The following is a 19,718-nucleotide window of genomic DNA, read 5'->3' as shown; positions in this document are numbered from 1 at the left end:
CTCAGTAGGCCGCCGATTCTTCCAGACGCGCTGAGCGGGCGCTCAGACGGCGGCTCGCGGGTGCGGCACACCGGCCTCCAGGCGGATCACCACGGACTTGCTGGCCGGGGTGTTGCTGATGTCCGCCGTGGAGTCGAGCGGCACCAGCACATTGGTCTCCGGGTAGTACGCGGCCGCGCAGCCCCGGGAGGTCGGGTAGTGCACCACCCGGAAGCCCGGCGCCCGGCGCTCCACACCGTCCTTCCACTCACCGACCAGGTCCACGTACGACCCGTCGGCGACGCCCAGCAGTCGCGCGTCCTCCGGGTTCACCAGGACCACCCGACGGCCGTTCTTGATACCCCGGTAGCGGTCGTCCAGGCCGTAGATCGTGGTGTTGTACTGGTCGTGCGAGCGCAGCGTCTGCAACAGCAGCCGTCCCTCGGGCAGTTCCGGGTACTCGACCGGGGCCGCGGTGAAGTTCGCCTTCCCGGTCGCCGTCGGGAAGCGCCGCTCGTCGCGCGGGGCGTGCGGGAGTGCGAAGCCACCCGGGTGCGCCACGCGCGCGTTGAAGTCGTCGAAGCCGGGGATCACGCGCGCGATACGGTCCCGGACCGTCGCGTAGTCCTTCTCGAACTCCTCCCACGGCGTACGGCTGTTCTCACCGAGCACCCGGCGGGCCAGCCGGCACACGATCGCCGGCTCCGACAGCAGGTGCGGGCTCGCGGGCTCCAGGCGGCCGCGCGAGGCGTGCACCATGCCCATGGAGTCCTCGACGGTGACGAACTGCTCCCCGCTGCCCTGGAGATCGCGCTCGGTCCGGCCGAGCGTCGGCAGGATCAGCGCCCGCGCGCCCGTGACGACGTGCGAGCGGTTGAGCTTCGTCGACACGTGCACGGTCAGCCGTGCCCGTCGCACCGCCGCCTCGGTGACCTCCGTGTCGGGCGTCGCGGAGACGAAGTTGCCGCCCATCGCGAAGAAGACCTTCGCCTCGCCGTCGCGCAGCGCGCGGATGGCCCGGACGACGTCGAAGCCGTGCTCGCGCGGGGGCGCGAAGCCGAACTCCTTCTCCAGGGCGTCCAGGAAGGCCGGGGCCGGCCGCTCGAAGATGCCCATCGTGCGGTCGCCCTGCACGTTCGAATGGCCGCGGACCGGGCACACGCCCGCGCCGGTACGGCCGATGTTGCCGCGCAGCAGAAGGAAGTTGACGACCTCCCGGATCGTCGGCACCGAGTGCTTGTGCTGGGTGAGCCCCATGGCCCAGCAGACGATGGTGCGCCGCGAGGCGAGCACCATGCCGAGGGTCTCCTCGATCTCCGCGCGGGTGAGGCCGGTGGCGGTGAGCGTCTCGTGCCAGTCGGCGGCGCGGGCGGCCTGCGCGAACTCCTCGAACCCGTGGGTGTGCTCGCGCACGAACTCCTCGTCGACCGCGCCCTCGGTCTCCAGTACCAGCTTGTTGAGGAGCCGGAACAGGGCCTGGTCGCCGCCGATGCGGATCTGCAGGAACAGGTCGGTGAGGGCGGCGCCCCTGACCATGCCCTGCGGGGTCTGCGGGTTCTTGAACCGCTCCAGGCCGGCTTCCGGGAGCGGGTTGACGCTGATGATCTTCGCGCCGTTGGCCTTGGCCTTCTCCAGCGCGGAGAGCATCCGGGGATGGTTGGTGCCCGGGTTCTGCCCGGCGACGATGATCAGGTCGGCCTTGTACAGGTCCTCGAGGCTGACACTGCCCTTGCCGATGCCGATCGTCTCGCTCAGCGCCGAGCCCGAGGACTCGTGGCACATGTTGGAGCAGTCCGGAAGGTTGTTGGTGCCCAGCTCGCGGGCGAACAGCTGGTACAGGAACGCGGCCTCGTTGCTGGTCCGCCCCGAGGTGTAGAAGACCGCCTCGTCGGGGGAGGAGAGGGCCGCGATCTCCTCGCCGATGATGTCGAAGGCGCGCTCCCAGTCGACCGGCTCGTAGTGCTCGGCGCCCTCGGCGAGATACATGGGGTGGGTGAGCCGCCCCTGCTGGCCGAGCCAGTAACCGCTGCGGTGGTGCAGGTCGGCGACCGAGTGCGCGGCGAAGAAGTCGGGGGTCACCCGCCGCAGGGTGGCCTCCTCGGCCACCGCCTTGGCGCCGTTCTCGCAGAACTCGGCCGTGTGCCGGTGCTCGGGCTCCGGCCAGGCGCAGCCTGGGCAGTCGAAGCCGTCCTTCTGGTTCACGCGCAGCAGCGTCAGCGCGGTGCGCTTCACACCCATCTGCTGCTGGGCGATGCGCAGCGTGTGGCCGATGGCGGGCAGCCCCGCGGCCGCGTGCTTCGGCTCCGCGACCTGCGGCGCGTCCTGGACCGGATCCTCCTTGGGCGGCTTCGTCGCCATCGCACGCTCTCCCTCTACGCCGGCACCTGCCATGTGCACCCGATACTCGCACGCGCCGGCGACAACCATCGAGCACGGTCCGCGCACGGGAACGGAACCAGTGTTTGCCGAGAGCGATGCCCGAGAGGGGCGGGGCACCGCAACCCGAACCGTCGGCCCTCACTGTCAGTGCGGCGTGGCAGGATCGGGGGCGTGGCAGAGACAGCAGCGAAGCAGACCGACAAGACCCCCGGCGGCCCCCGTCCCCGGCTGATGCTCATGGACGGGCACTCGCTGGCGTACCGCGCGTTCTTCGCGCTGCCCGCGGAGAACTTCACGACCGCGACGGGCCAGCCGACGAACGCGATCTACGGCTTCGCGTCGATGCTGGCCAACACCCTGCGTGACGAGGCGCCCACGCACTTCGCGGTGGCGTTCGACGTCTCCCGCAAGACCTGGCGCTCCGAGGAGTTCACCGAGTACAAGGCGAACCGCTCCAAGACCCCGGACGAGTTCAAGGGCCAGGTCGAGCTGATCGGCGAACTGCTCGACGCCATGCACGCGCAGCGCTTCGCCGTCGAGGGCTTCGAGGCCGACGACATCATCGCCACCCTCGCCACCCAGGCCGAGGCCGCGGGCTTCGAGGTCCTGATCGTCACCGGCGACCGCGACTCCTTCCAGCTGGTCACCGAGCACACCACGGTCCTCTACCCGACCAAGGGCGTCTCCGAGCTGACCCGGTTCACCCCGGAGAAGGTTTTCGAGAAGTACGGCTTGACGCCCGCCCAGTACCCCGACTTCGCCGCCCTGCGCGGCGACCCGTCCGACAACCTCCCCGGCATCCCGGGCGTCGGCGAGAAGACCGCCGCGAAGTGGATCAACCAGTTCGGTTCCTTCGCCGAGCTGGTGGAGCGCGTCGACGAGGTCAAGGGCAAGGCCGGCCAGAACCTCCGCGACCACCTGGAGTCCGTCAAGCTCAACCGCCGGCTCACCGAGCTGGAGCGCGGCGTGGAGCTGCCGAGGACGGTCGCCGACCTGGAGCGCGCGCCGTACGACCGCAAGAACGTCGCGATGATCCTGGACACCCTGGAGATCCGCAATCCGTCGCTGCGCGAGCGGCTCTACGCCGTCGACCCCGGCGCCGAGGAGGCCGAGTCCACGCCGGTCGCCGAGGCGGGTGTGGAGGTCGACGGCTCCGTCCTGGGCACCGGTGAGCTGGCCGGCTGGCTCGCCGGGCACGGCACCGGGCCGCTGGGTGTCGCCACCGTCGACACCTGGGCGCTCGGCACCGGCTCGGTCGCCGAGGTCGCCCTGGCCGCGGCCCAGGGAGCGGCGGCCTGGTTCGACCCCGCCGAGCTGGACGAGGCCGACGAGAACGCGTGGGCGGCCTGGCTGGCCGACGCCGCCCGGCCCAAGGTCTTCCACAACGCCAAGGGCGCCATGCGGGTCTTCGCCGAGCACGGCTGGACCATCGACGGCGTCACCATGGACACCGCGCTCGCCGCCTACCTGGTCAAGCCCGGCCGCCGCTCCTTCGACCTGGACGCGCTGTCCCTGGAGTACCTGCACCGTGAGCTGGCGCCGGCCGCCGCGGCCGACGGCCAGCTGGCGTTCGGCGCGGACGACGGCGCCGAGGCCGAGGCCCTGATGATCCAGGCCCGCGCGATCCTCGACCTCGGCGAGGCCTTCGAGGCCCGGCTCCAGGAGGTCGGCGCCGCGGACCTCCTGCGTGACATGGAGCTGCCCACCTCCGCCCTGCTCGCCCGGATGGAGCGGCACGGCATCGCCGCCGACCGCGCGCACCTGGAAGCGATGGAGCAGATGTTCGCGGGCGCGGTGCAGCAGGCCGTGAAGGAAGCACACGCGGCGGCCGGCCACGAGTTCAACCTGGGCTCGCCCAAGCAGCTCCAGGAGGTCCTCTTCGGCGAGCTGGCGCTCCCGAAGACGAAGAAGACCAAGACCGGCTACACCACCGACGCCGACGCGCTCGCCTGGCTCGCCGGCCAGACGGACAACGAGCTGCCGGTGATCATGCTCCGGCACCGAGAGCAGGCCAAGCTGCGGGTCACGGTCGAGGGCCTGATCAAGACCGTCGCCGCGGACGCCCGCATCCACACCACGTTCAACCAGACCGTCGCCGCCACCGGCCGCCTCTCCTCCACCGACCCGAACCTCCAGAACATCCCGGTCCGCACCGACGAGGGCCGGGCCATCCGCCGCGGCTTCGTCGTCGGCGAGGGGTTCGAGTCGCTCATGACCGCCGACTACAGCCAGATCGAACTGCGCGTGATGGCCCACCTCTCCGAGGACGAGGGCCTGATCGAGGCGTTCACCTCCGGGGAGGACCTGCACAACACGGTCGCCTCCCAGGTCTTCGACGTCGACCGCTCGGCCGTCGACGCGGAGATGCGCCGCAAGATCAAGGCGATGTCGTACGGCCTCGCCTACGGTCTGTCGGCCTTCGGCCTCTCCCAGCAGCTGAACATCGACGCGGGCGAGGCCCGGGCCCTGATGGACACGTACTTCGAGCGCTTCGGCGGGGTCCGCGACTATCTGCGCCGCGTCGTCGACGAGGCCCGCGCCACCGGCTACACGGCGACGCTCTTCGGGCGCCGCCGCTACCTTCCCGACCTCAACAGCGACAACCGGCAGCGCCGGGAGGCGGCCGAGCGGATGGCCCTCAACGCGCCCATCCAGGGCACGGCGGCGGACATCGTCAAGATCGCCATGCTCCGGGTGGACGGCGCGCTGCGCGAGGCCGGCCTGAAGTCCCGCATGCTCCTCCAGGTTCACGACGAAATCGTCCTGGAGATCGCCCCCGGCGAGCGGGACCGGGTCGAATCCGTCCTCCGCGACCAGATGTCCAACGCGGTCCACCTCCGGGCCCCCCTGGACGTCTCGGTGGGCGTGGGCCCGGACTGGGAGTCGGCAGCGCACTGACGCCTCCGGCGAGAGCCGACAGGGGGCGCGCTGCCCAGGTGACCGACAGGGGGCGCGCTGCCGCGGCGGCCGGCAGAGGGCGTGTCTCCAAGGCGGCCGGCAGAGGGCGCCGCTTCCCGATCCTGATGGAGCGGCGCCGTCCCTCTTCCCGCCCCTTCGGCGGCGCCATCACCGCCGTCCTCCTCTGCGCCGCCCCTTCTTTCTCCGCCACAACGGTGCTCAGCCACGACAGCGGCTCCCGGCGGTGCCGGACCCACGGGATGCGCCCGGTTCGGCACCGCCGGAAAGCGCCGCTTCGGCTGCTCGCCGTTGTGGCGGAGAAAGAAATAGGGGGCGCCGGAGCCCAAGCGGGGGGAGAGGTAAAAAAAGGGGCGCAGCCCCGTCACTCGCGTGGACCCCGTCAGAACGCCTCGGCCCCCGCCACCGGCAAGGATGCGGCCATGGGTATACGCATGGTTCACCGCCGGACGCCCCAGAGCAGGCCCCCGGCCAAAAGCCGCTCCGCCTCTGTCTCCTCCCAGGTCACGGCGCCTGTGTCGGCCCCGGCCCTGGCGGCCAGCGCCAGCTCCGCCCGCATCCCCGCCGACCTCGCCGTCACCGTGCGCCGGGCGGCCACCCGTTTCCGGCGCAGGCTCCGCGCCCGCCCCGGCCTGCGCCAGTGGTTCGACCTGGCCCGCAGCTACCTCGCGCTGCTCCTCACCGCGCTCCCCGGCCCCCGCCGCCCCCGCACCATGACCGTGTTCGTGGCCTGCCTCACCGAAGGGCCGAAGAACTCCGCCGCACGCCGTCGGCCACCGGCGCCGGACGCCACACCCTGACCGCCACGGCGTACCCCAGCACCCCGAGCAGCAGCCCCGCGCCCGTTCCGAAGAGCACTGTGGGCAGCAGCTCCCAGGGCTTCGCCACAGCTCCCCGGTACTCCCACCACCGCACCGCCCGCTGCACCGCCGCGAGCAGGGCGCAGCCGGTGATTCCGGCGCCGGCCCACCACCGGTCCCGTACCGACAGCAGCGGCACCCCCACCGGCTTCCCGGCCGGCGCCCGCCGTACCGCGCGGACCGCGAACGCGGCGACCACGGCCGCGCCGACCGCCGAACTGCCGTACTGGAGCAGGGTGTACAGCGGCATGCCCGCGACGTTCCGGCCGATTGCCGGGATCAGCCGCGTCCCCCAGCGGTCGTGGTGCGTGAACGCGTCCCAGACGACATGCGTGAGCGCGCCGAGCACGGCGGAGACGTACCACCAGGCGGCCACGGAGAGCCCGGCACGCGCGCGTGGCGCCCCGCAGCGCAGCAGCGCTGCCACCCGCCCCTGTCGGGCGCGGGGCGCGAGGGCCACGAGGGGTTCCCGGACCAGCAGCCACAGCGCCACCGACGCCCAGGCGAACAGCACGTCGACGGTGAGGACACCGGTGAAGGAGTGCGTGAAGTCGCCGAACTCCATCGCGTCCGGCACCGCGCTCGCCGCGTAGTAGGTGAGGTCCGGTGCGAAGGAACCCGCGACGAGCACCGCCGGCACCAGCCGCCCGCGCCCGGTCCCGTCGCCGCGTACGGCGGGCAGTACGGCGGCGGCGTGGCTGAGAGTGAACGGCATCCGGGCCCCCTGAAGCAGTCGTCGGCCGGCGCGCCGAACAAGTGATCGCGTACGGCAAGTATCCGCGACACCACCGTCGTTCAACGGGGGATGGCCAACTGGTGAAAATCGGGCACCGCCGGGTGTCCGTGGAAGGCAAGTTGTCGTAGGGTCGCCTGGGTCGCCGCCCCGGCGTGCACGGCCGGATGCGCTACCTCGCCACGCGAAAGAGGTAACAGGGGCAACCACAGCACCGGGTCGACCGTCACACCAGAGGCGAGCGGACAGACGGAGACGGGCGCTCAGAAGGCGTCCATGGGAGGGGTTCACCTTATGGCGGCGCAATTCGGCAGGCGGCTGCGCAAGGGAGCGGCGACGACCGCCGCGGCCGCGTTGGCGGTAGCGGCTCTGTCCGCGTCCCAGGCACCGGGCGCCACGTCCGGAGACACGGGCAGACAGGCCAGCGCCGGCGCCAGCACCTCCGCGCCCGACGGAGCCGGAGCGGCCGACGGCGCCACCGGCGACTCGCCGTACTACACGGACCTGCCGCCGCTCAACAGCCCGAACCCCAGCGCGAGTCCCACGGCCTCCTCGTCGAGCATCGGCACCGCCGTCTCCCGCGGCGCGGCCGAGGCCGGCATCCCCGCCACCGTCCTCGACGCCTACAAGAAGGCCGAGGCGGAGCTGCGCAGTTCCAAGCCCGGCTGCAATCTGCCCTGGCAGCTGCTGGCCGCCATCGGCAAGGTCGAGTCCGGCCAGGCCCGCGGCGGTGACGTGGACGCCGAGGGCAACACCCTGCACCGGATCCTCGGCCCGCAGCTCGACGGCAACGGCTTCGCGCTGATCCCGGACACCGACGGCGGCAAGTACGACGGCAACAGCGAGTACGACCAGGCCGTCGGCCCCATGCAGTTCATCCCGTCGACCTGGGCGTGGGCGGGACGCGACGGCAACGGCGACGGCGTCAAGGACCCCAACAACGTCTACGACGCGGCGCTCGCGGCCGGCCACTACCTGTGCCGCAACGGCTGGGACCTGTCCGTCCAGGCCGACATGAACAGCGCGATCCTCAGCTACAACAACTCGCAGGACTACCTCAACCTGGTCCTGTCCTGGTACGAGTTCTATCGCAAGGGCACCCACTCGATACCGGACGGCACGGGCACCCTGCCGTCGCACCGCAGCGACGGCTCGACCGGCTCCGGCTCCGGAGGCTCCGGTTCCGTAGGCTCCGGTTCCGGCGGCTCCACGACGAAGCCGGGCAAGACCACACCCAGTCCCGACGAGCCCACGCCGAGCACCCCGAGCACGTCGCCGAGCCTGCCGCCCACGGCCACCGACACCGTGGACCACCTGGAGGACGCGGGCACCGCCACCCTCACCGCGATGGCCGGTGACGCGTTCGGCAAGCAGATCAGCACGCGCGCGGAGACCAAGGCAGGCCGGGTCGTCGCCAAGGTCCGGGTCCGCTTCACCATCGTCGGGGACACGGACGCGACCTTCAGCGGCGGCGAGGACACCGCCACGGTCGTCACCGACAGCAAGGGTGTCGCCGTCGCGCCGGCACTCCAGGCGGGAGAGAAGACCGGCGACTTCACGGTCCACGCCAGCGTGGTCGGCCGCACGGCCAAGGGCGTCGACTACGACGCGACCGTCACCGCGCGCGCCGCCGACGCCCTCGCCCTCGTCAACACCGCCGCGCTGACCTGCACTCCGGGCGGCGAGTTCGCCGACCAGGTGCAGACGAAGGCCACCTACCAGGGTGCCGTCGCCGGCAAGGTCGCCGCCACGGCCACGCTCGTCAAGTCGGCGGACGACGCCGGCGAGAACGACAAGGGCCCGTACTTCAAGGACGCGAACGGCAACGCCGTCCGCACCCTCACGGACCTCCAGACGGACGCGAACGGCCTGCTCACACTGCCCAAGCTGTACGCGGACGACGTCACCGGCACGTTCCTGCTCCGCATCACCACCACCGGCGGCGCCACTCTCACCGTGGAACTGACGGTCGCCGCGGCCGACCCCTCGTCCAGCCCGTCGCCGAGCTCCTCGCCGAGCGCCTCCGCATCCGCGTCGGCCTCAGCCTCCGCCTCCCCGAGCGCCTCCGCCTCCTCCTGATCCACCGTCGTACGACCACCAGGGCGCCCTCCCGCCGACGCGGGAGGGCGCCCTCGTCGTCGTACGACCTGTTCTCATCTCACCCTCCCGTTGCTACGGTGCCCGGACCTGACGATCCATCAGGAAGTCGTCGGCCGTAGGGAGGCCCCGCATGCGCGCCCTGATCGCCGCCGCGAGCGGTCTCGTCCTCGCGGTCGTCCTGGTCGTGACGATCAGCGCCCTGGGGTCGCCGGACGGAAAGACGTCCCCCAAGCCGCTGCTCACCACGGTGCCGTCCCACCCGTAACCGCCGCCCCGGGAGGCCGAGATGCGCCGCAAGGCCAGTCTGGTCCTGCTCGCCTGTGCCGTGTTCTTCGCCGCGCTGTCCCCGCTGCTGCGCTGGTACGCCTTCCCGCGGCTCGCCAAGATCCCGCCGAACCAGTACCAGGACATGGTCCTGGTGGCGAAGAACGCCACGCTCCTCGACTACGGCACCATGAAGGCGAAGAAGGTCCCCCAGGTCACCATCGTGCAGACCCTCAAGGGCGACGTGGCGGCCGCGAAGAGGATCGAGAAGACGGCGGGCCGGGACGTCGTCGTCTGGGACGGCCTGTCCTACGTCCAGGGACCCGACGGCAAGATGGTCTCCGAGATCCCCGAGCGCTACATCTTCGACGCCCACAGCCAGGAACCCGTGCACGCCACCGGTGAGATGGTCGACGGCGACCCGGTGACCCGGGACGGCATCGAGTTCAAGTTCCCGTTCCTGACCGAGAAACGGGACTACGAGTACTTCGACGCGCAGACCCGCACCACCAACCCCATCCACTACAAGGGGACGCAGACCTTCCGCGGCGTCAAGGTCTACTACTTCGAGCAGACCATTCCCTGGACCAAGGTCCCGATGCCCAAGAAGATGCCGGTGCAGGGCGTCACCCCGGAGAGCATCGCCAAGACCGGCACCACCCGGTGGTACACCACCGTCCGCAGGTTCTGGGTCGAGCCGGCCACCGGGGCGCCCGTCTACGGCGAGGAGATCCACAAGGAGGAGCTGCGCGGCGGCACCCTGCTGGGCGGCCGCGCCAAGGTGACGGCCTTCGCCGGCGACGTGAAGATGCGCGAGGACTACATCGAGAGCACGGTCGCCCTGGTCAAGCACAACCGCACCCTCGTCCTGATGCTGACCTCCTACCTCCCCTGGGGGTTCCTGTCCCTCGGCATCGCGCTGCTCGCCCTCTCCCTCTACCTGGAGGCCCGCGGCCGCCGCCCCGCCGACCCGGCACCGGCCGACACCCCGGTCCCGGAACCGGTCAGCGCCTGAGCCGCGCGTTGGTGTGCCGGGTCGGCTCGGCCGTGGCCGGATCCTCGGGCCAGGGATGCTTCGGATACCGCCCGCGCAGCTCGGCCCGTACGCCCTTGTAGCCGTCCTTCCAGAACGAGGCGAGGTCGGCGGTGACGGCGGCGGGCCGCCCGGCCGGCGACAGCAGATGCACCAGCACCGGCACCCCGGCCACCGCGGGCGACTCCTGCAGGCCGAACATCTCCTGCAACTTCACGGCGAGCACCGGCTGTTCGGGATTCCCGTAGTCGACCCGGATCCGCGACCCGCTGGGTACGGCGATCCGCTCGGGCGCCAGCTCGTCCAGCCGCCCGGCCTCCCCGCCCGCCCACGGCAGCAGCCGCCGCAGCGCCTCCCCGGCGTCGATCCGCCCGAGATCGGCCCGCCGCCGGGCCCGGCCGAGCTCCGGCTCCAGCCACTCGTCCACGCGCGCGTGCAGCGCCTCGTCGGACACGTCCGGCCAGGGCTCACCGAGACGCAGCCGGAGGAAGGCGAGCCGCTGCCGAAGCGCGACGGCGTCGGGCGTCCACCGCAACAGGCCGAGCCCTTCGCGCCGCAGCCCGTCGAGCAGAGCGTCGCGTACGAGGGCCGGGTCCGCGTCCCGCAACGGCCGCACCGCGAGCTCGATCGCGCCGAGCCGCTCCACCCGCCGCGCGACGACGTCACCGTCGGCCCAGCGGACCTCCCGGTCCTCCGCGTACAGCGAGGCCGCCGCCGACCTGGCCGTGTCCTCGTCCATCACCGCGGCGAGCCGCACGCGCGCGTGTCCGCTGCCGACCGGTCGGTCCGCCACGGCCACCGCGATCCACGGCGCACCGCGCAGCGGGCTGCCGTCACCGAGCTCGGCGCGGGTGCCGGAGGCCATCAGGTACGACCCTCCGTCGGCCCTTGCGACGCGTTCGGGGAAGGCGAGGGCGGCGACGCGGCCCACGGTGCGGTCGTCCACGCCGGACACCGAAGCGCCCTCGCCGTCCGCCTTCAGCCGCCGTACCTCCGCGAGCCAGCGACCGGCATAGGCGTCGCCGCCCCGCCGGACGGCGCGCAGCACGGCCGCCAGGTCGTCCCCGTACTCCCGCGGCGGCTCCTCGCTCAGCAGCGCGACCACCTCGGCGCCCCCGCCCGGGGCGTCCAGCAGCGCCCGCCCCAGCCGTGGATGCACCCCCAGCCGGGCCAGCCGTACGCCTCGGTCCGTCGCCCGGCCGGCGGAGTCGACCGCACCGATCGCCGTCAGCACCTCCCGCGCCGCCGCCATCGCCCCGGCCGGCGGCGGGTCCAGCAGCGCCAGTCCGGCGGCTTCCGGCTCGCCCCAGCAGGCCGTCTGGAGGGCGAACGCGGTCAGATCGGCCACTCGGATCTCCGGGGCCGGAAAAGCCGTCAGACGGGCGTCCTCGGCCTCGGACCAGCAGCGGTACACCGCCCCCGGCGCCTCCCGCCCGGCCCGCCCCGCCCGCTGCCGCCCGGCCGCCCGGGACGCCCGTACCGTCGCCAGCGCGCTCAGCCCGCGCGCGTGGTCCACCCGCGGCTCCCGCGCGAGCCCCGCATCGACGACCACCCGTACGCCGGGGACGGTGAGCGAGGACTCGGCGACCGCCGTGGCCAGCACCACCCGGCGCCGCGCCCCGGGCGCCAGCACCGCGTCCTGGACGGCGGCGGGTGCCCGGCCGTGCACCTGGAGCACCTCCACGTCCCCCAGGTCACCCAGCCGGCCCGCCACGCGCGCGATCTCGCCCACACCGGGCAGGAAACAGAGCACGTCCCCGTCCCGCTCGGCCAGGGCCCGCCGCACCACCGACCCCACATGCGCGAGCAGAGCCGGGTCGACCCGCATCCCGTGCGGCGGCCGCACGGGCCGTACCGGCGGCGCCCACACCGTCTCCACGGGGTACGAGACACCGGCCGCCTCGACCACCGGCGCCCCGCCCAGCAGCCGTGCCCACCCCTGCGCGTCCGTCGTCGCCGACGCGGCCACCAGGCGCAGCTCCGGCCGCAGGGTCTCCCGCACGTCCCAGAGGAAGGCCGCTACCGTGTCGGCGTCCAGATGGCGTTCGTGGCACTCGTCGAGGACCACGACGTCGACGCCGGACAGTTCCTGGTCGCGTTGCAGGCGCTGCAACAGGACACCGGTCGTGACGACCTCCACGCGCGCGTGCCGCCCCACGACCCGCTCGCCGCGCACGGTGTAGCCGACGCTCCGCCCGACCTGCTCGCCGAGCAGCCAGGCCATCCGGCGGGCCGCCGCGCGGGCGGCGATCCGGCGCGGCTCGGCCACCACCACCCGCCGGGCGGGCCCCGCGCCCAGCAGTCCGGCCAGTGCCAACGGCACCAGCGTCGTCTTGCCGGTGCCGGGCGGTGCCACGAGGACGGCGGTGCCGTGCCCCTCCAGGGCGTCCTGCAGACCGGGCAGGGCCTGCCGCACGGGCAGCGCGTCCAGGGCGTCGTAACGGATCACGCACCTAGTGTCGTACGCGGCCGAAAGCGCCCCTCACGCGCGCGTGCCCCTCCTGGATGCACGCGCGCGTGCATCCAGGAGATGTTCAGTCTCTCCCCCAGGCTTCGGCCGGGGGACCCCCGTCTCGCTTCGCTCGCACACGAAGATCGCCGTCCCCGGGATCAGATTGCCCCGCAGCGGGGACCAGCCTCCCCATTCGGACGTGTTCCAGGCCGGCCATTCCGGCTCCACCAGGTCGACGAGCCGGAAACCCGTGGAGGCGATGTCCCGGACGCGGTCGCCGAGCGTGCGGTGGTGCTCGACGTACACCGCGTGACCGTCCTCGTCCTGCTCGACGTACGGCGTCCGGTCGAAGTAGGAGGCCGAGACCGAGAGCCCCTCGGGGCCGGGCTCGTCCGGGAACGCCCAGCGGATCGGGTGCGTCACCGAGAAGACGAACCGCCCGCCCGGCCGCAGCACGCGGCGCGCCTCGCGCAGCACCAGACGCGGGTCTGCGACGAAGGGGAGCGCGCCGTACGCCGAGCACACCAGATCGAAGGAGGCGTCCGCGAAGGGCAGCGCGCCCGCGTCCGCGCAGACCAGGGGAAACGATCCGCCGATGCGCAGCGCGTGCTGGAGCTGGCGGTGCGAGAGGTCCAGGGCGACGGGACGGGCGCCCTGGGCGGCCAGCCAGCGCGCGCACTGGGCCGCGCCGGCGCCGATCTCCAGGACGTCCTTGCCCTTCAGCTCCTCCGACGGGCCGAGCAGCTCCGCCTCCACCTCGTCGAGGCCCTCGGGACCCCACACGAAACGGTCGTCGCCGAGGAACGTGCCGTGCTCGACCTGGTACTCGTCGGCGTTGCGGTCCCACCAGCCCCGGTTGGCCCGGCTGCTCTCCGCGACCCCGGCGGCACGCCGGGTGGCTTCCGGTTCGGCCTCTGCGCCGGTCGTCGCACCGGCCGCTCCGAGGTCGAACGAATCGGGCTCTTGGATGATCGGCTCCCTCGTCGTACTCTTCCGTGCAACCCCGTCACGGGCGTGTCACGGACGGGGTGTGTCAGGCCTGCGTGGCCTCGTGGGACGTTTCTTGTGCCGGGTATGCGGCGTTCCGCCCCGGGTGTGCGCCTTCGCGCATTGACCCTGCCCGGCTGCCCCCGTATGCTACAAGTTGCGCTGCGGGCCTGCGCACCTCAGACGTAGCAGGCTGCGCTCGCATCTGTTGTATGTCCCCTCGGTTGTCGAGGCGCCACCAGTGGTTCCGGTGGCGCTTCCTAGGCTGTCCGGCTTCTACAGAGCGAAACAGGCTCCCGGCGTAAGCAGTACCTACGACTTCAATGTCCGTACCGGAGCCCTTTCTCACATGACGAGCAGCACCGAGACCACCGCCACCACCCCGCAGGTAGCGGTCAACGACATCGGTAACGAGGAAGCCTTCCTCGCCGCGATCGACGAGACGATCAAGTACTTCAACGACGGCGACATCGTCGACGGCGTCATCGTGAAGGTCGACCGGGACGAGGTCCTGCTCGACATCGGTTACAAGACCGAAGGTGTCATCCCGAGCCGCGAGCTTTCGATCAAGCACGACGTCGACCCCAACGAGGTCGTCGCCGTCGGTGACGAGATCGAGGCCCTCGTCCTCCAGAAGGAGGACAAGGAAGGCCGCCTGATCCTCTCGAAGAAGCGCGCCCAGTACGAGCGCGCGTGGGGCACCATCGAGAAGATCAAGGAAGAGGACGGCATCGTCACCGGTACCGTCATCGAGGTCGTCAAGGGTGGTCTCATCCTCGACATCGGCCTCCGTGGCTTCCTCCCGGCCTCCCTGGTCGAGATGCGCCGCGTCCGCGACCTCCAGCCCTACGTGGGCAAGGAGCTCGAGGCGAAGATCATCGAGCTGGACAAGAACCGCAACAACGTGGTCCTGTCCCGCCGTGCCTGGCTGGAGCAGACCCAGTCCGAGGTCCGCCAGACGTTCCTCACGACCCTCCAGAAGGGTCAGGTCCGCTCCGGTGTGGTCTCCTCGATCGTCAACTTCGGTGCCTTCGTGGACCTGGGTGGCGTCGACGGCCTGGTCCACGTCTCCGAGCTGTCCTGGAAGCACATCGACCACCCGTCCGAGGTCGTCGAGGTCGGCCAGGAGGTCACCGTCGAGGTCCTCGACGTCGACATGGACCGCGAGCGTGTCTCCCTGTCGCTGAAGGCGACCCAGGAAGACCCGTGGCAGCAGTTCGCCCGCACCCACCAGATCGGCCAGGTCGTGCCCGGCAAGGTCACGAAGCTGGTTCCGTTCGGTGCGTTCGTCCGCGTCGACGAGGGCATCGAGGGTCTGGTCCACATCTCCGAGCTGGCCGAGCGCCACGTGGAGATCCCGGAGCAGGTCGTCCAGGTCAACGACGAGATCTTCGTCAAGGTCATCGACATCGACCTCGAGCGCCGCCGCATCAGCCTCTCGCTGAAGCAGGCCAACGAGTCCTTCGGTGCCGACCCGGCCTCGGTCGAGTTCGACCCGACCCTGTACGGCATGGCCGCGTCCTACGACGACCAGGGCAACTACATCTACCCCGAGGGCTTCGACCCCGAGACCAACGACTGGCTCGAGGGCTACGAGAAGCAGCGCGAGGAGTGGGAGCGCCAGTACGCCGAGGCGCAGCAGCGCTTCGAGCAGCACCAGCAGCAGGTCATCAAGAGCCGCGAGGCCGACGCCGCTGCCGCTGCCGAGGGCGGCGACACCGCGGGTGCGGCTCCGGCCGCCGGTGGCGGTTCGTACTCCTCCGAGGGCGCCGACACCTCCGGTGCGCTGGCCTCGGACGAGGCGCTGGCCGCGCTCCGCGAGAAGCTCGCGGGCGGCCAGAGCTGAACGCTCGCTGAGCAGTAGCTCCTGACCGAGGGGCCGTACCTTTCGAGGTGCGGCCCCTTGGTGTTGTCCGGTCGTTCTTCGGCCGACGGCCGGTGGGGGCCTGTAGTTCACCGCGCCCCTGGGGGAGTTGCCGCGGACGCCCGTCGAAACGTGTGGGATACACGAGTAGCTGCTGGGTCGTAACGCCGCGCTGGGACGCTTCCCCGGTCTTCGTTCAAGATCGGAAGGGGAGTCGCGTCATGGCACAGCCTCAGTACAGGTCAGGGACGAGTCGACGGGCGTTCCTGCGGAACGTCGGTCTCACCGGTGGCGCCGGCGCCATGTTCGCCACCATGGGAGCCCTCGGACTCGCTCCCACCGCCCAGGCCGCCCAGCGCGAGCAGCCCTTCCGGGCGCTCAACGCGAGCGACTTCACCCTCACCGGGCGCGCCGCGGCCCGGGTCGTCGTCCTCGGCGGCGGTATCGCGGGCCTCGCGACCGCTTACGAACTCGGCAAGGCCGGCTACGACTGTACGATCCTGGAGGCCAGGGACCGTACCGGCGGACGCAACTTCACCGTGCGCGGCGGCGACTCCACCACCGACCTCTACGGCAACACGCAGACCGCGCGGTTCGCCGACGGCCACTACATGAACGCCGGGCCGGCCCGGATCCCGCAGTGGATGATCACCCTCGACTACTGTCGCGAACTCGGAGTCCCCGTCGAGGTGTTCACGAACGTCAACGCCGACGCGTACCTCTACAACGAGTCCGCCGGCATGACGAAGCCCGAGCGGTACCGCACCGCCAAGGCCGACGTGTACGGCTACGTCTCGGAGCTGCTCGCCAAAGCGACGAACAAGGGTGCCCTGGACGGGGCGTTGACGGCCACCGACCAGGAGCGGCTCGTCGAGTTCCTCAAGGACTGGGGTGAACTCGGCGACACACTGACGTACGAGGGCGGTGAGCGGCGTGGATACACGACCGTACCGGCCGCGGCCGGCACCCCCGGTGTGCTTCTCGGCGATGTCCCGACCGCCTCCGCGGTGTTCGCGAGCGGGGTCGGGCGCTACTTCTCGTTCGAGTTCGGCTTCGACCAGGCGATGCTGATGTTCCAGCCGGTCGGGGGCATGGACCAGATACCGAAGGCGCTCACCCGGGCGATCGGCGCCCGTCGCATCCGCACCGGAGCCGTCGTCTCCAGGATCACCGACACGGGACGCGGCGTCACGGTGACGTACACCCAGGGCGGCCGTACCAAGGTCGTCGAGGCCGACTACTGCGTGGCCGCCATGCCGCCCAACATCCTCGCCAAGGTGCCGCACAACCTGGGCTCCGGCGTGCAGAGCGCACTGGAGGCCGTCACCCCGTCGTCGGCCGCCAAGATCGGCCTCGAATACCGCTCCCGCTGGTGGGAGCTCGACCACCACATCTACGGCGGCATCACCGAGACCGACCAGGACGTCACCCACATCTGGCACCCCTCGTACGGCTTCCACGGCGAACGAGGCGTTCTCATCGGCTACTACAACTACGACGACGACGCCGACTCCTACGCCAAGCTCACCCCCGCCCAGCGCGAACAGCGTGCCGTGGCCGCCGGAGTGAAGATCTACGGCGACAAGTACCGCACCGAACTCGCCTCCTCCTTCTCCCACCACTGGCGCCAGACACCCCACCTGGAGGCCGCCTGGCACGACACCCCCGGCGGCCCCGACGACGCGCGCTACAAGCCCCTGAACGAGCCCGCCGGCCGGGTCTGGTTCGCCGGCGACTGGCTCAGCTACACGGACGCCTGGCAGCACGGCGCCTTCAGCTCGGCACGCAAGGCGGTGACGGCGCTCCACGCGCGCGTGATGGCGGCCTGACACCCGCACGCGCGCGTGACCGCGTCCGGCGCGGCCGCACGCACGCGCGCGTGCACCCTCTCCCGGCACGACGCGTGCCCCTTCTCCCGGCATGAGAAGGCGCTGAGAGGGGCCTGTTCAGCGGGCCGGCGGGAATGCCTGTGGTCAGTGCCGCGTTGAACCGTACGAACACGAGGAGGAGCGGTCACAGTGCTTGATCCGCAGGGTTTGTACGCATGGGAGCCGAAGGGGCTGGCCGTCGTCGACATGGCGCTGGCCCAGGAGTCGGCCGGTCTTGTCATGCTCTACCACTTCGACGGATACATCGACGCGGGTGAGACCGGCGACCAGATCGTCGACCGGCTCCTCGACTCGCTGCCCCACCAGGTCGTCGCCCGCTTCGACCACGACCGGCTCGTGGACTACCGGGCGCGCCGCCCGCTGCTGACGTTCAAGCGGGACCGTTGGACCGAGTACGAGGAGCCCAGCATCGAGGTCCGCCTGGTGCAGGACGCCACCGGTGCCCCCTTCCTGCTGCTGTCCGGCCCCGAGCCCGACGTCGAGTGGGAGCGCTTCGCCGCGGCCGTACGACAGATCGTGGAGCGGCTCGGCGTCCGCCTGTCCGTGAACTTCCACGGCATCCCCATGGGCGTCCCGCACACCCGCCCCGTCGGCCTCACCCCGCACGGCAACCGCACCGACCTGGTCCCCGGGCACCGCAGCCCCTTCGACGAGGCCCAGGTGCCCGGCAGCGCCGAGTCGCTGCTCGAATTCCGCCTCATGGAGGCCGGACACGACGTCCTGGGCGTCGCCGCGCACGTGCCGCACTACATCGCCCGTTCGCCCTACCCGGACGCCGCCCTGACCGTCCTGGAGGCCGTCACGGCCGCCACCGGCCTGGTCCTCCCGGGCATCGCGCACGCCCTGCGCACGGACGCGCACCGCACCCAGACGGAGATCGACAGCCAGATCCAGGAGGGCGACGAGGAGCTGACCGCCCTCGTACAGGGGCTTGAGCACCAGTACGACGCGGCCGCGGGCGCCGAGACGCGGGGCAACATGCTCGCCGAGCCGGTGGAGATCCCCTCCGCGGACGAGATCGGCCTCGAGTTCGAGCGCTTCCTCGCGGAGCGGGAGGGCGACAACTGAGGCCCGCCCGCACGTGACCGCACACACCGGCCGGGGCGGCGAGCCCCGGCCGGTGGCGGCCGAGCCCCGTCAGGGCGGTGTCGGGGGCAGGGCCTAAGCTTCGGGGCATGCTGAAAGTTGGCCTCACCGGTGGAATCGGCGCCGGCAAGAGCGAGGTGTCGCGGCTGCTTGTCGAGCACGGCGCCGTGCTGATCGACGCGGACCGCATCGCGCGTGAGGTCGTCGCGCCCGGGACCCCCGGTCTGGCCGCCGTGACCGAGGCCTTCGGCCCGGAGGTGCTGGCCGCCGACGGCAGCCTGGACCGGCCCAGGCTCGGCTCGATCGTCTTCGCCGACCCGGCGAGACTCGCCGTACTGAACTCGATCGTGCACCCCCTCGTCGGAGCCCGCTCCCGCGAGCTGGAGAGCGCGGCCGCCGACGACGCCGTGGTGGTCCACGACGTCCCGCTCCTCACGGAGAACGGCCTCGCGCAGTTCTACGACGTCGTGGTCGTCGTGGACGCCGCCCCCGAGACCCAACTGGACCGGCTGACGCGGCTGAGGGGGATGACCGAGGAGGACGCCCGCGCCCGCATGGCCGCGCAGGCGACGCGCGAGAAGCGCCTGGAGATCGCGGACATCGTGATCGACAACGACGTCCCCCTGGACGTGCTCCGGCAGCGCGTCCAGGAGGTGTGGGCCGACCTCCTGCGCCGTGCGCGGACGGCCGGTGCGAACGAGCGGAATGCGTCTTCGAAATAGCGGGCACCCGTCCGGGCGTTGAACCGCTTCAGTGAGGGAAGGACTTTGCCGTGCCCGAGACCAGCGGTTCGACCGGACGTACTCCGGAGACGCATGTCATCGACTTCCGTGCGGCCGAGCAGCTGCTCAACGCACGGGACCCGCGGGGCGCGGTGAAGCTGCTCGACGGAGTGATCGGTGCGCACCCCGAGAACACCGCCGCCCGGCTGCTGCGCGCGCGTGCCTTCTTCGCCGCCGCGCAACTGCGCCCCGCCGAGCTGGAGTTCACCATCGTCCTGGAGCGCGAACCGGACAACGCGTTCGCCCACTTCGCCCTCGCCCGCACCTACCAGCGCCAGGGCCGCGCCGACCTCGCGATACGCCACTTCCGGCTGGCGGCCGCCCTGGACCCGAACCCGGAGTACCTGAAAGCGGCCCGCTTCGACACCGACGCGTGAGCCGACGGAGCGTGCGC

At 71.7% G+C, this 19,718-nt stretch carries 14 protein-coding genes; 10 read left to right on the top strand and 4 right to left on the bottom strand.

Features of this window, described 5'->3' with window-relative positions:
- Nucleotides 1–42 precede the first annotated feature (42 nt).
- Nucleotides 43–2,337, bottom strand: coding sequence for an FdhF/YdeP family oxidoreductase (locus ACZ4UV_RS01195; protein WP_390038229.1), 2,295 nt, complete (start codon nucleotides 2,335–2,337; stop codon nucleotides 43–45).
- A 192-nt stretch (nucleotides 2,338–2,529) separates the two neighbouring features.
- On the opposite strand from ACZ4UV_RS01195, the gene polA reads away from it, so the two are divergent.
- A complete protein-coding gene (gene polA, locus ACZ4UV_RS01190) occupies nucleotides 2,530–5,256 on the top strand; it encodes a DNA polymerase I (protein WP_451018825.1) in 2,727 nt (908 codons plus the stop codon).
- Nucleotides 5,257–5,696: 440 nt separating this feature from the next.
- Nucleotides 5,697–6,074, top strand: a complete 378-nt coding sequence (locus ACZ4UV_RS01185; protein WP_467835185.1) for a hypothetical protein — start codon at nucleotides 5,697–5,699, stop codon at nucleotides 6,072–6,074.
- On the opposite strand, the gene ACZ4UV_RS01180 is transcribed toward ACZ4UV_RS01185, so the two are convergent.
- The gene (locus ACZ4UV_RS01180; RefSeq protein ID WP_467835182.1) at nucleotides 6,010–6,849 is read right to left on the bottom strand and encodes a DUF4184 family protein; all 840 of its coding nucleotides are present in this window, start codon (nucleotides 6,847–6,849) and stop codon (nucleotides 6,010–6,012) included. The two genes, ACZ4UV_RS01185 and ACZ4UV_RS01180, sit on opposite strands and share 65 nt — an antisense overlap.
- Nucleotides 6,850–7,161: 312 nt before the next feature.
- On the opposite strand from ACZ4UV_RS01180, the gene ACZ4UV_RS01175 reads away from it, so the two are divergent.
- The 3 genes from ACZ4UV_RS01175 to pgfA all read left to right on the top strand — a co-directional run bounded on the left by ACZ4UV_RS01175 (nucleotide 7,162) and on the right by pgfA (nucleotide 10,246).
- Nucleotides 7,162–8,946, top strand: a complete 1,785-nt coding sequence (locus ACZ4UV_RS01175; protein WP_467835180.1) for a lytic transglycosylase domain-containing protein — start codon at nucleotides 7,162–7,164, stop codon at nucleotides 8,944–8,946.
- A 151-nt stretch (nucleotides 8,947–9,097) separates the two neighbouring features.
- Complete coding sequence (locus ACZ4UV_RS01170) at nucleotides 9,098–9,232, top strand: SPW_0924 family protein (RefSeq protein WP_390038238.1); 135 nt, start codon at nucleotides 9,098–9,100, stop codon at nucleotides 9,230–9,232.
- A 21-nt stretch (nucleotides 9,233–9,253) separates the two neighbouring features.
- Nucleotides 9,254–10,246: a cell envelope lipid trafficking protein PgfA gene (pgfA, locus tag ACZ4UV_RS01165; RefSeq protein ID WP_451023083.1), complete on the top strand. Its 993-nt coding sequence runs from the start codon at nucleotides 9,254–9,256 to the stop codon at nucleotides 10,244–10,246.
- On the opposite strand, the gene hrpB is transcribed toward pgfA, so the two are convergent.
- Nucleotides 10,236–12,713 carry an ATP-dependent helicase HrpB gene (hrpB, locus tag ACZ4UV_RS01160; RefSeq protein ID WP_467835176.1) on the bottom strand — a complete coding sequence of 826 codons (2,478 nt, stop codon included), beginning with the start codon at nucleotides 12,711–12,713 and terminating at the stop codon, nucleotides 10,236–10,238. The two genes, pgfA and hrpB, sit on opposite strands and share 11 nt — an antisense overlap.
- Nucleotides 12,714–12,746: 33 nt before the next feature.
- Entirely contained in the window at nucleotides 12,747–13,685 is a 939-nt protein-coding gene (locus tag ACZ4UV_RS01155) for a class I SAM-dependent methyltransferase (RefSeq protein WP_467836444.1), read from the bottom strand.
- Between the two features lie 367 nt (nucleotides 13,686–14,052).
- Between ACZ4UV_RS01155 and rpsA the strand changes: the two genes are divergently transcribed.
- From rpsA to ACZ4UV_RS01130, 5 genes are all read left to right on the top strand, one after another.
- Nucleotides 14,053–15,549: a 30S ribosomal protein S1 gene (gene rpsA / locus ACZ4UV_RS01150; protein ID WP_390038243.1), complete on the top strand. Its 1,497-nt coding sequence runs from the start codon at nucleotides 14,053–14,055 to the stop codon at nucleotides 15,547–15,549.
- Between the two features lie 320 nt (nucleotides 15,550–15,869).
- Nucleotides 15,870–17,396 carry a flavin monoamine oxidase family protein gene (locus tag ACZ4UV_RS01145; protein ID WP_390038665.1) on the top strand — a complete coding sequence of 509 codons (1,527 nt, stop codon included), beginning with the start codon at nucleotides 15,870–15,872 and terminating at the stop codon, nucleotides 17,394–17,396.
- Between the two features lie 189 nt (nucleotides 17,397–17,585).
- A complete protein-coding gene (locus ACZ4UV_RS01140) occupies nucleotides 17,586–18,524 on the top strand; it encodes a PAC2 family protein (protein WP_351485635.1) in 939 nt (312 codons plus the stop codon).
- A gap of 107 nt (nucleotides 18,525–18,631) precedes the next feature.
- Nucleotides 18,632–19,264: a dephospho-CoA kinase gene (gene coaE, locus ACZ4UV_RS01135; RefSeq protein ID WP_467835173.1), complete on the top strand. Its 633-nt coding sequence runs from the start codon at nucleotides 18,632–18,634 to the stop codon at nucleotides 19,262–19,264.
- A gap of 50 nt (nucleotides 19,265–19,314) precedes the next feature.
- Nucleotides 19,315–19,701 (top strand): tetratricopeptide repeat protein, encoded by a 387-nt coding sequence (locus ACZ4UV_RS01130; protein ID WP_294010760.1) that lies wholly within the window; start codon nucleotides 19,315–19,317, stop codon nucleotides 19,699–19,701.
- The last annotated feature ends 17 nt before the right edge of the window (nucleotides 19,702–19,718 follow it).

It is taken from the genome of Streptomyces sp. NPDC028289, from assembly GCF_055565975.1.
Note: the sequence above shows the minus strand (reverse complement) of the source record. Positions and strands in the feature narration are given on the sequence as shown.

What these genes read in the sequence shown, in the direction of transcription:
- ACZ4UV_RS01180 (WP_467835182.1), bottom strand. Translation starts at nt 6,849, where the DNA reads ATGCCGTTCACTCTCAGCCACGCCGCCGCCGTACTGCCCGCCGTACGC.
- ACZ4UV_RS01195 (WP_390038229.1), bottom strand. Translation starts at nt 2,337, where the DNA reads ATGGCGACGAAGCCGCCCAAGGAGGATCCGGTCCAGGACGCGCCGCAG.
- ACZ4UV_RS01145 (WP_390038665.1), top strand. Translation starts at nt 15,870, where the DNA reads ATGTTCGCCACCATGGGAGCCCTCGGACTCGCTCCCACCGCCCAGGCC.
- ACZ4UV_RS01185 (WP_467835185.1), top strand. Translation starts at nt 5,697, where the DNA reads ATGGGTATACGCATGGTTCACCGCCGGACGCCCCAGAGCAGGCCCCCG.
- ACZ4UV_RS01170 (WP_390038238.1), top strand. Translation starts at nt 9,098, where the DNA reads ATGCGCGCCCTGATCGCCGCCGCGAGCGGTCTCGTCCTCGCGGTCGTC.
- ACZ4UV_RS01175 (WP_467835180.1), top strand. Translation starts at nt 7,162, where the DNA reads ATGGCGGCGCAATTCGGCAGGCGGCTGCGCAAGGGAGCGGCGACGACC.
- coaE (WP_467835173.1), top strand. Translation starts at nt 18,632, where the DNA reads ATGCTGAAAGTTGGCCTCACCGGTGGAATCGGCGCCGGCAAGAGCGAG.
- rpsA (WP_390038243.1), top strand. Translation starts at nt 14,053, where the DNA reads ATGACGAGCAGCACCGAGACCACCGCCACCACCCCGCAGGTAGCGGTC.
- pgfA (WP_451023083.1), top strand. Translation starts at nt 9,254, where the DNA reads ATGCGCCGCAAGGCCAGTCTGGTCCTGCTCGCCTGTGCCGTGTTCTTC.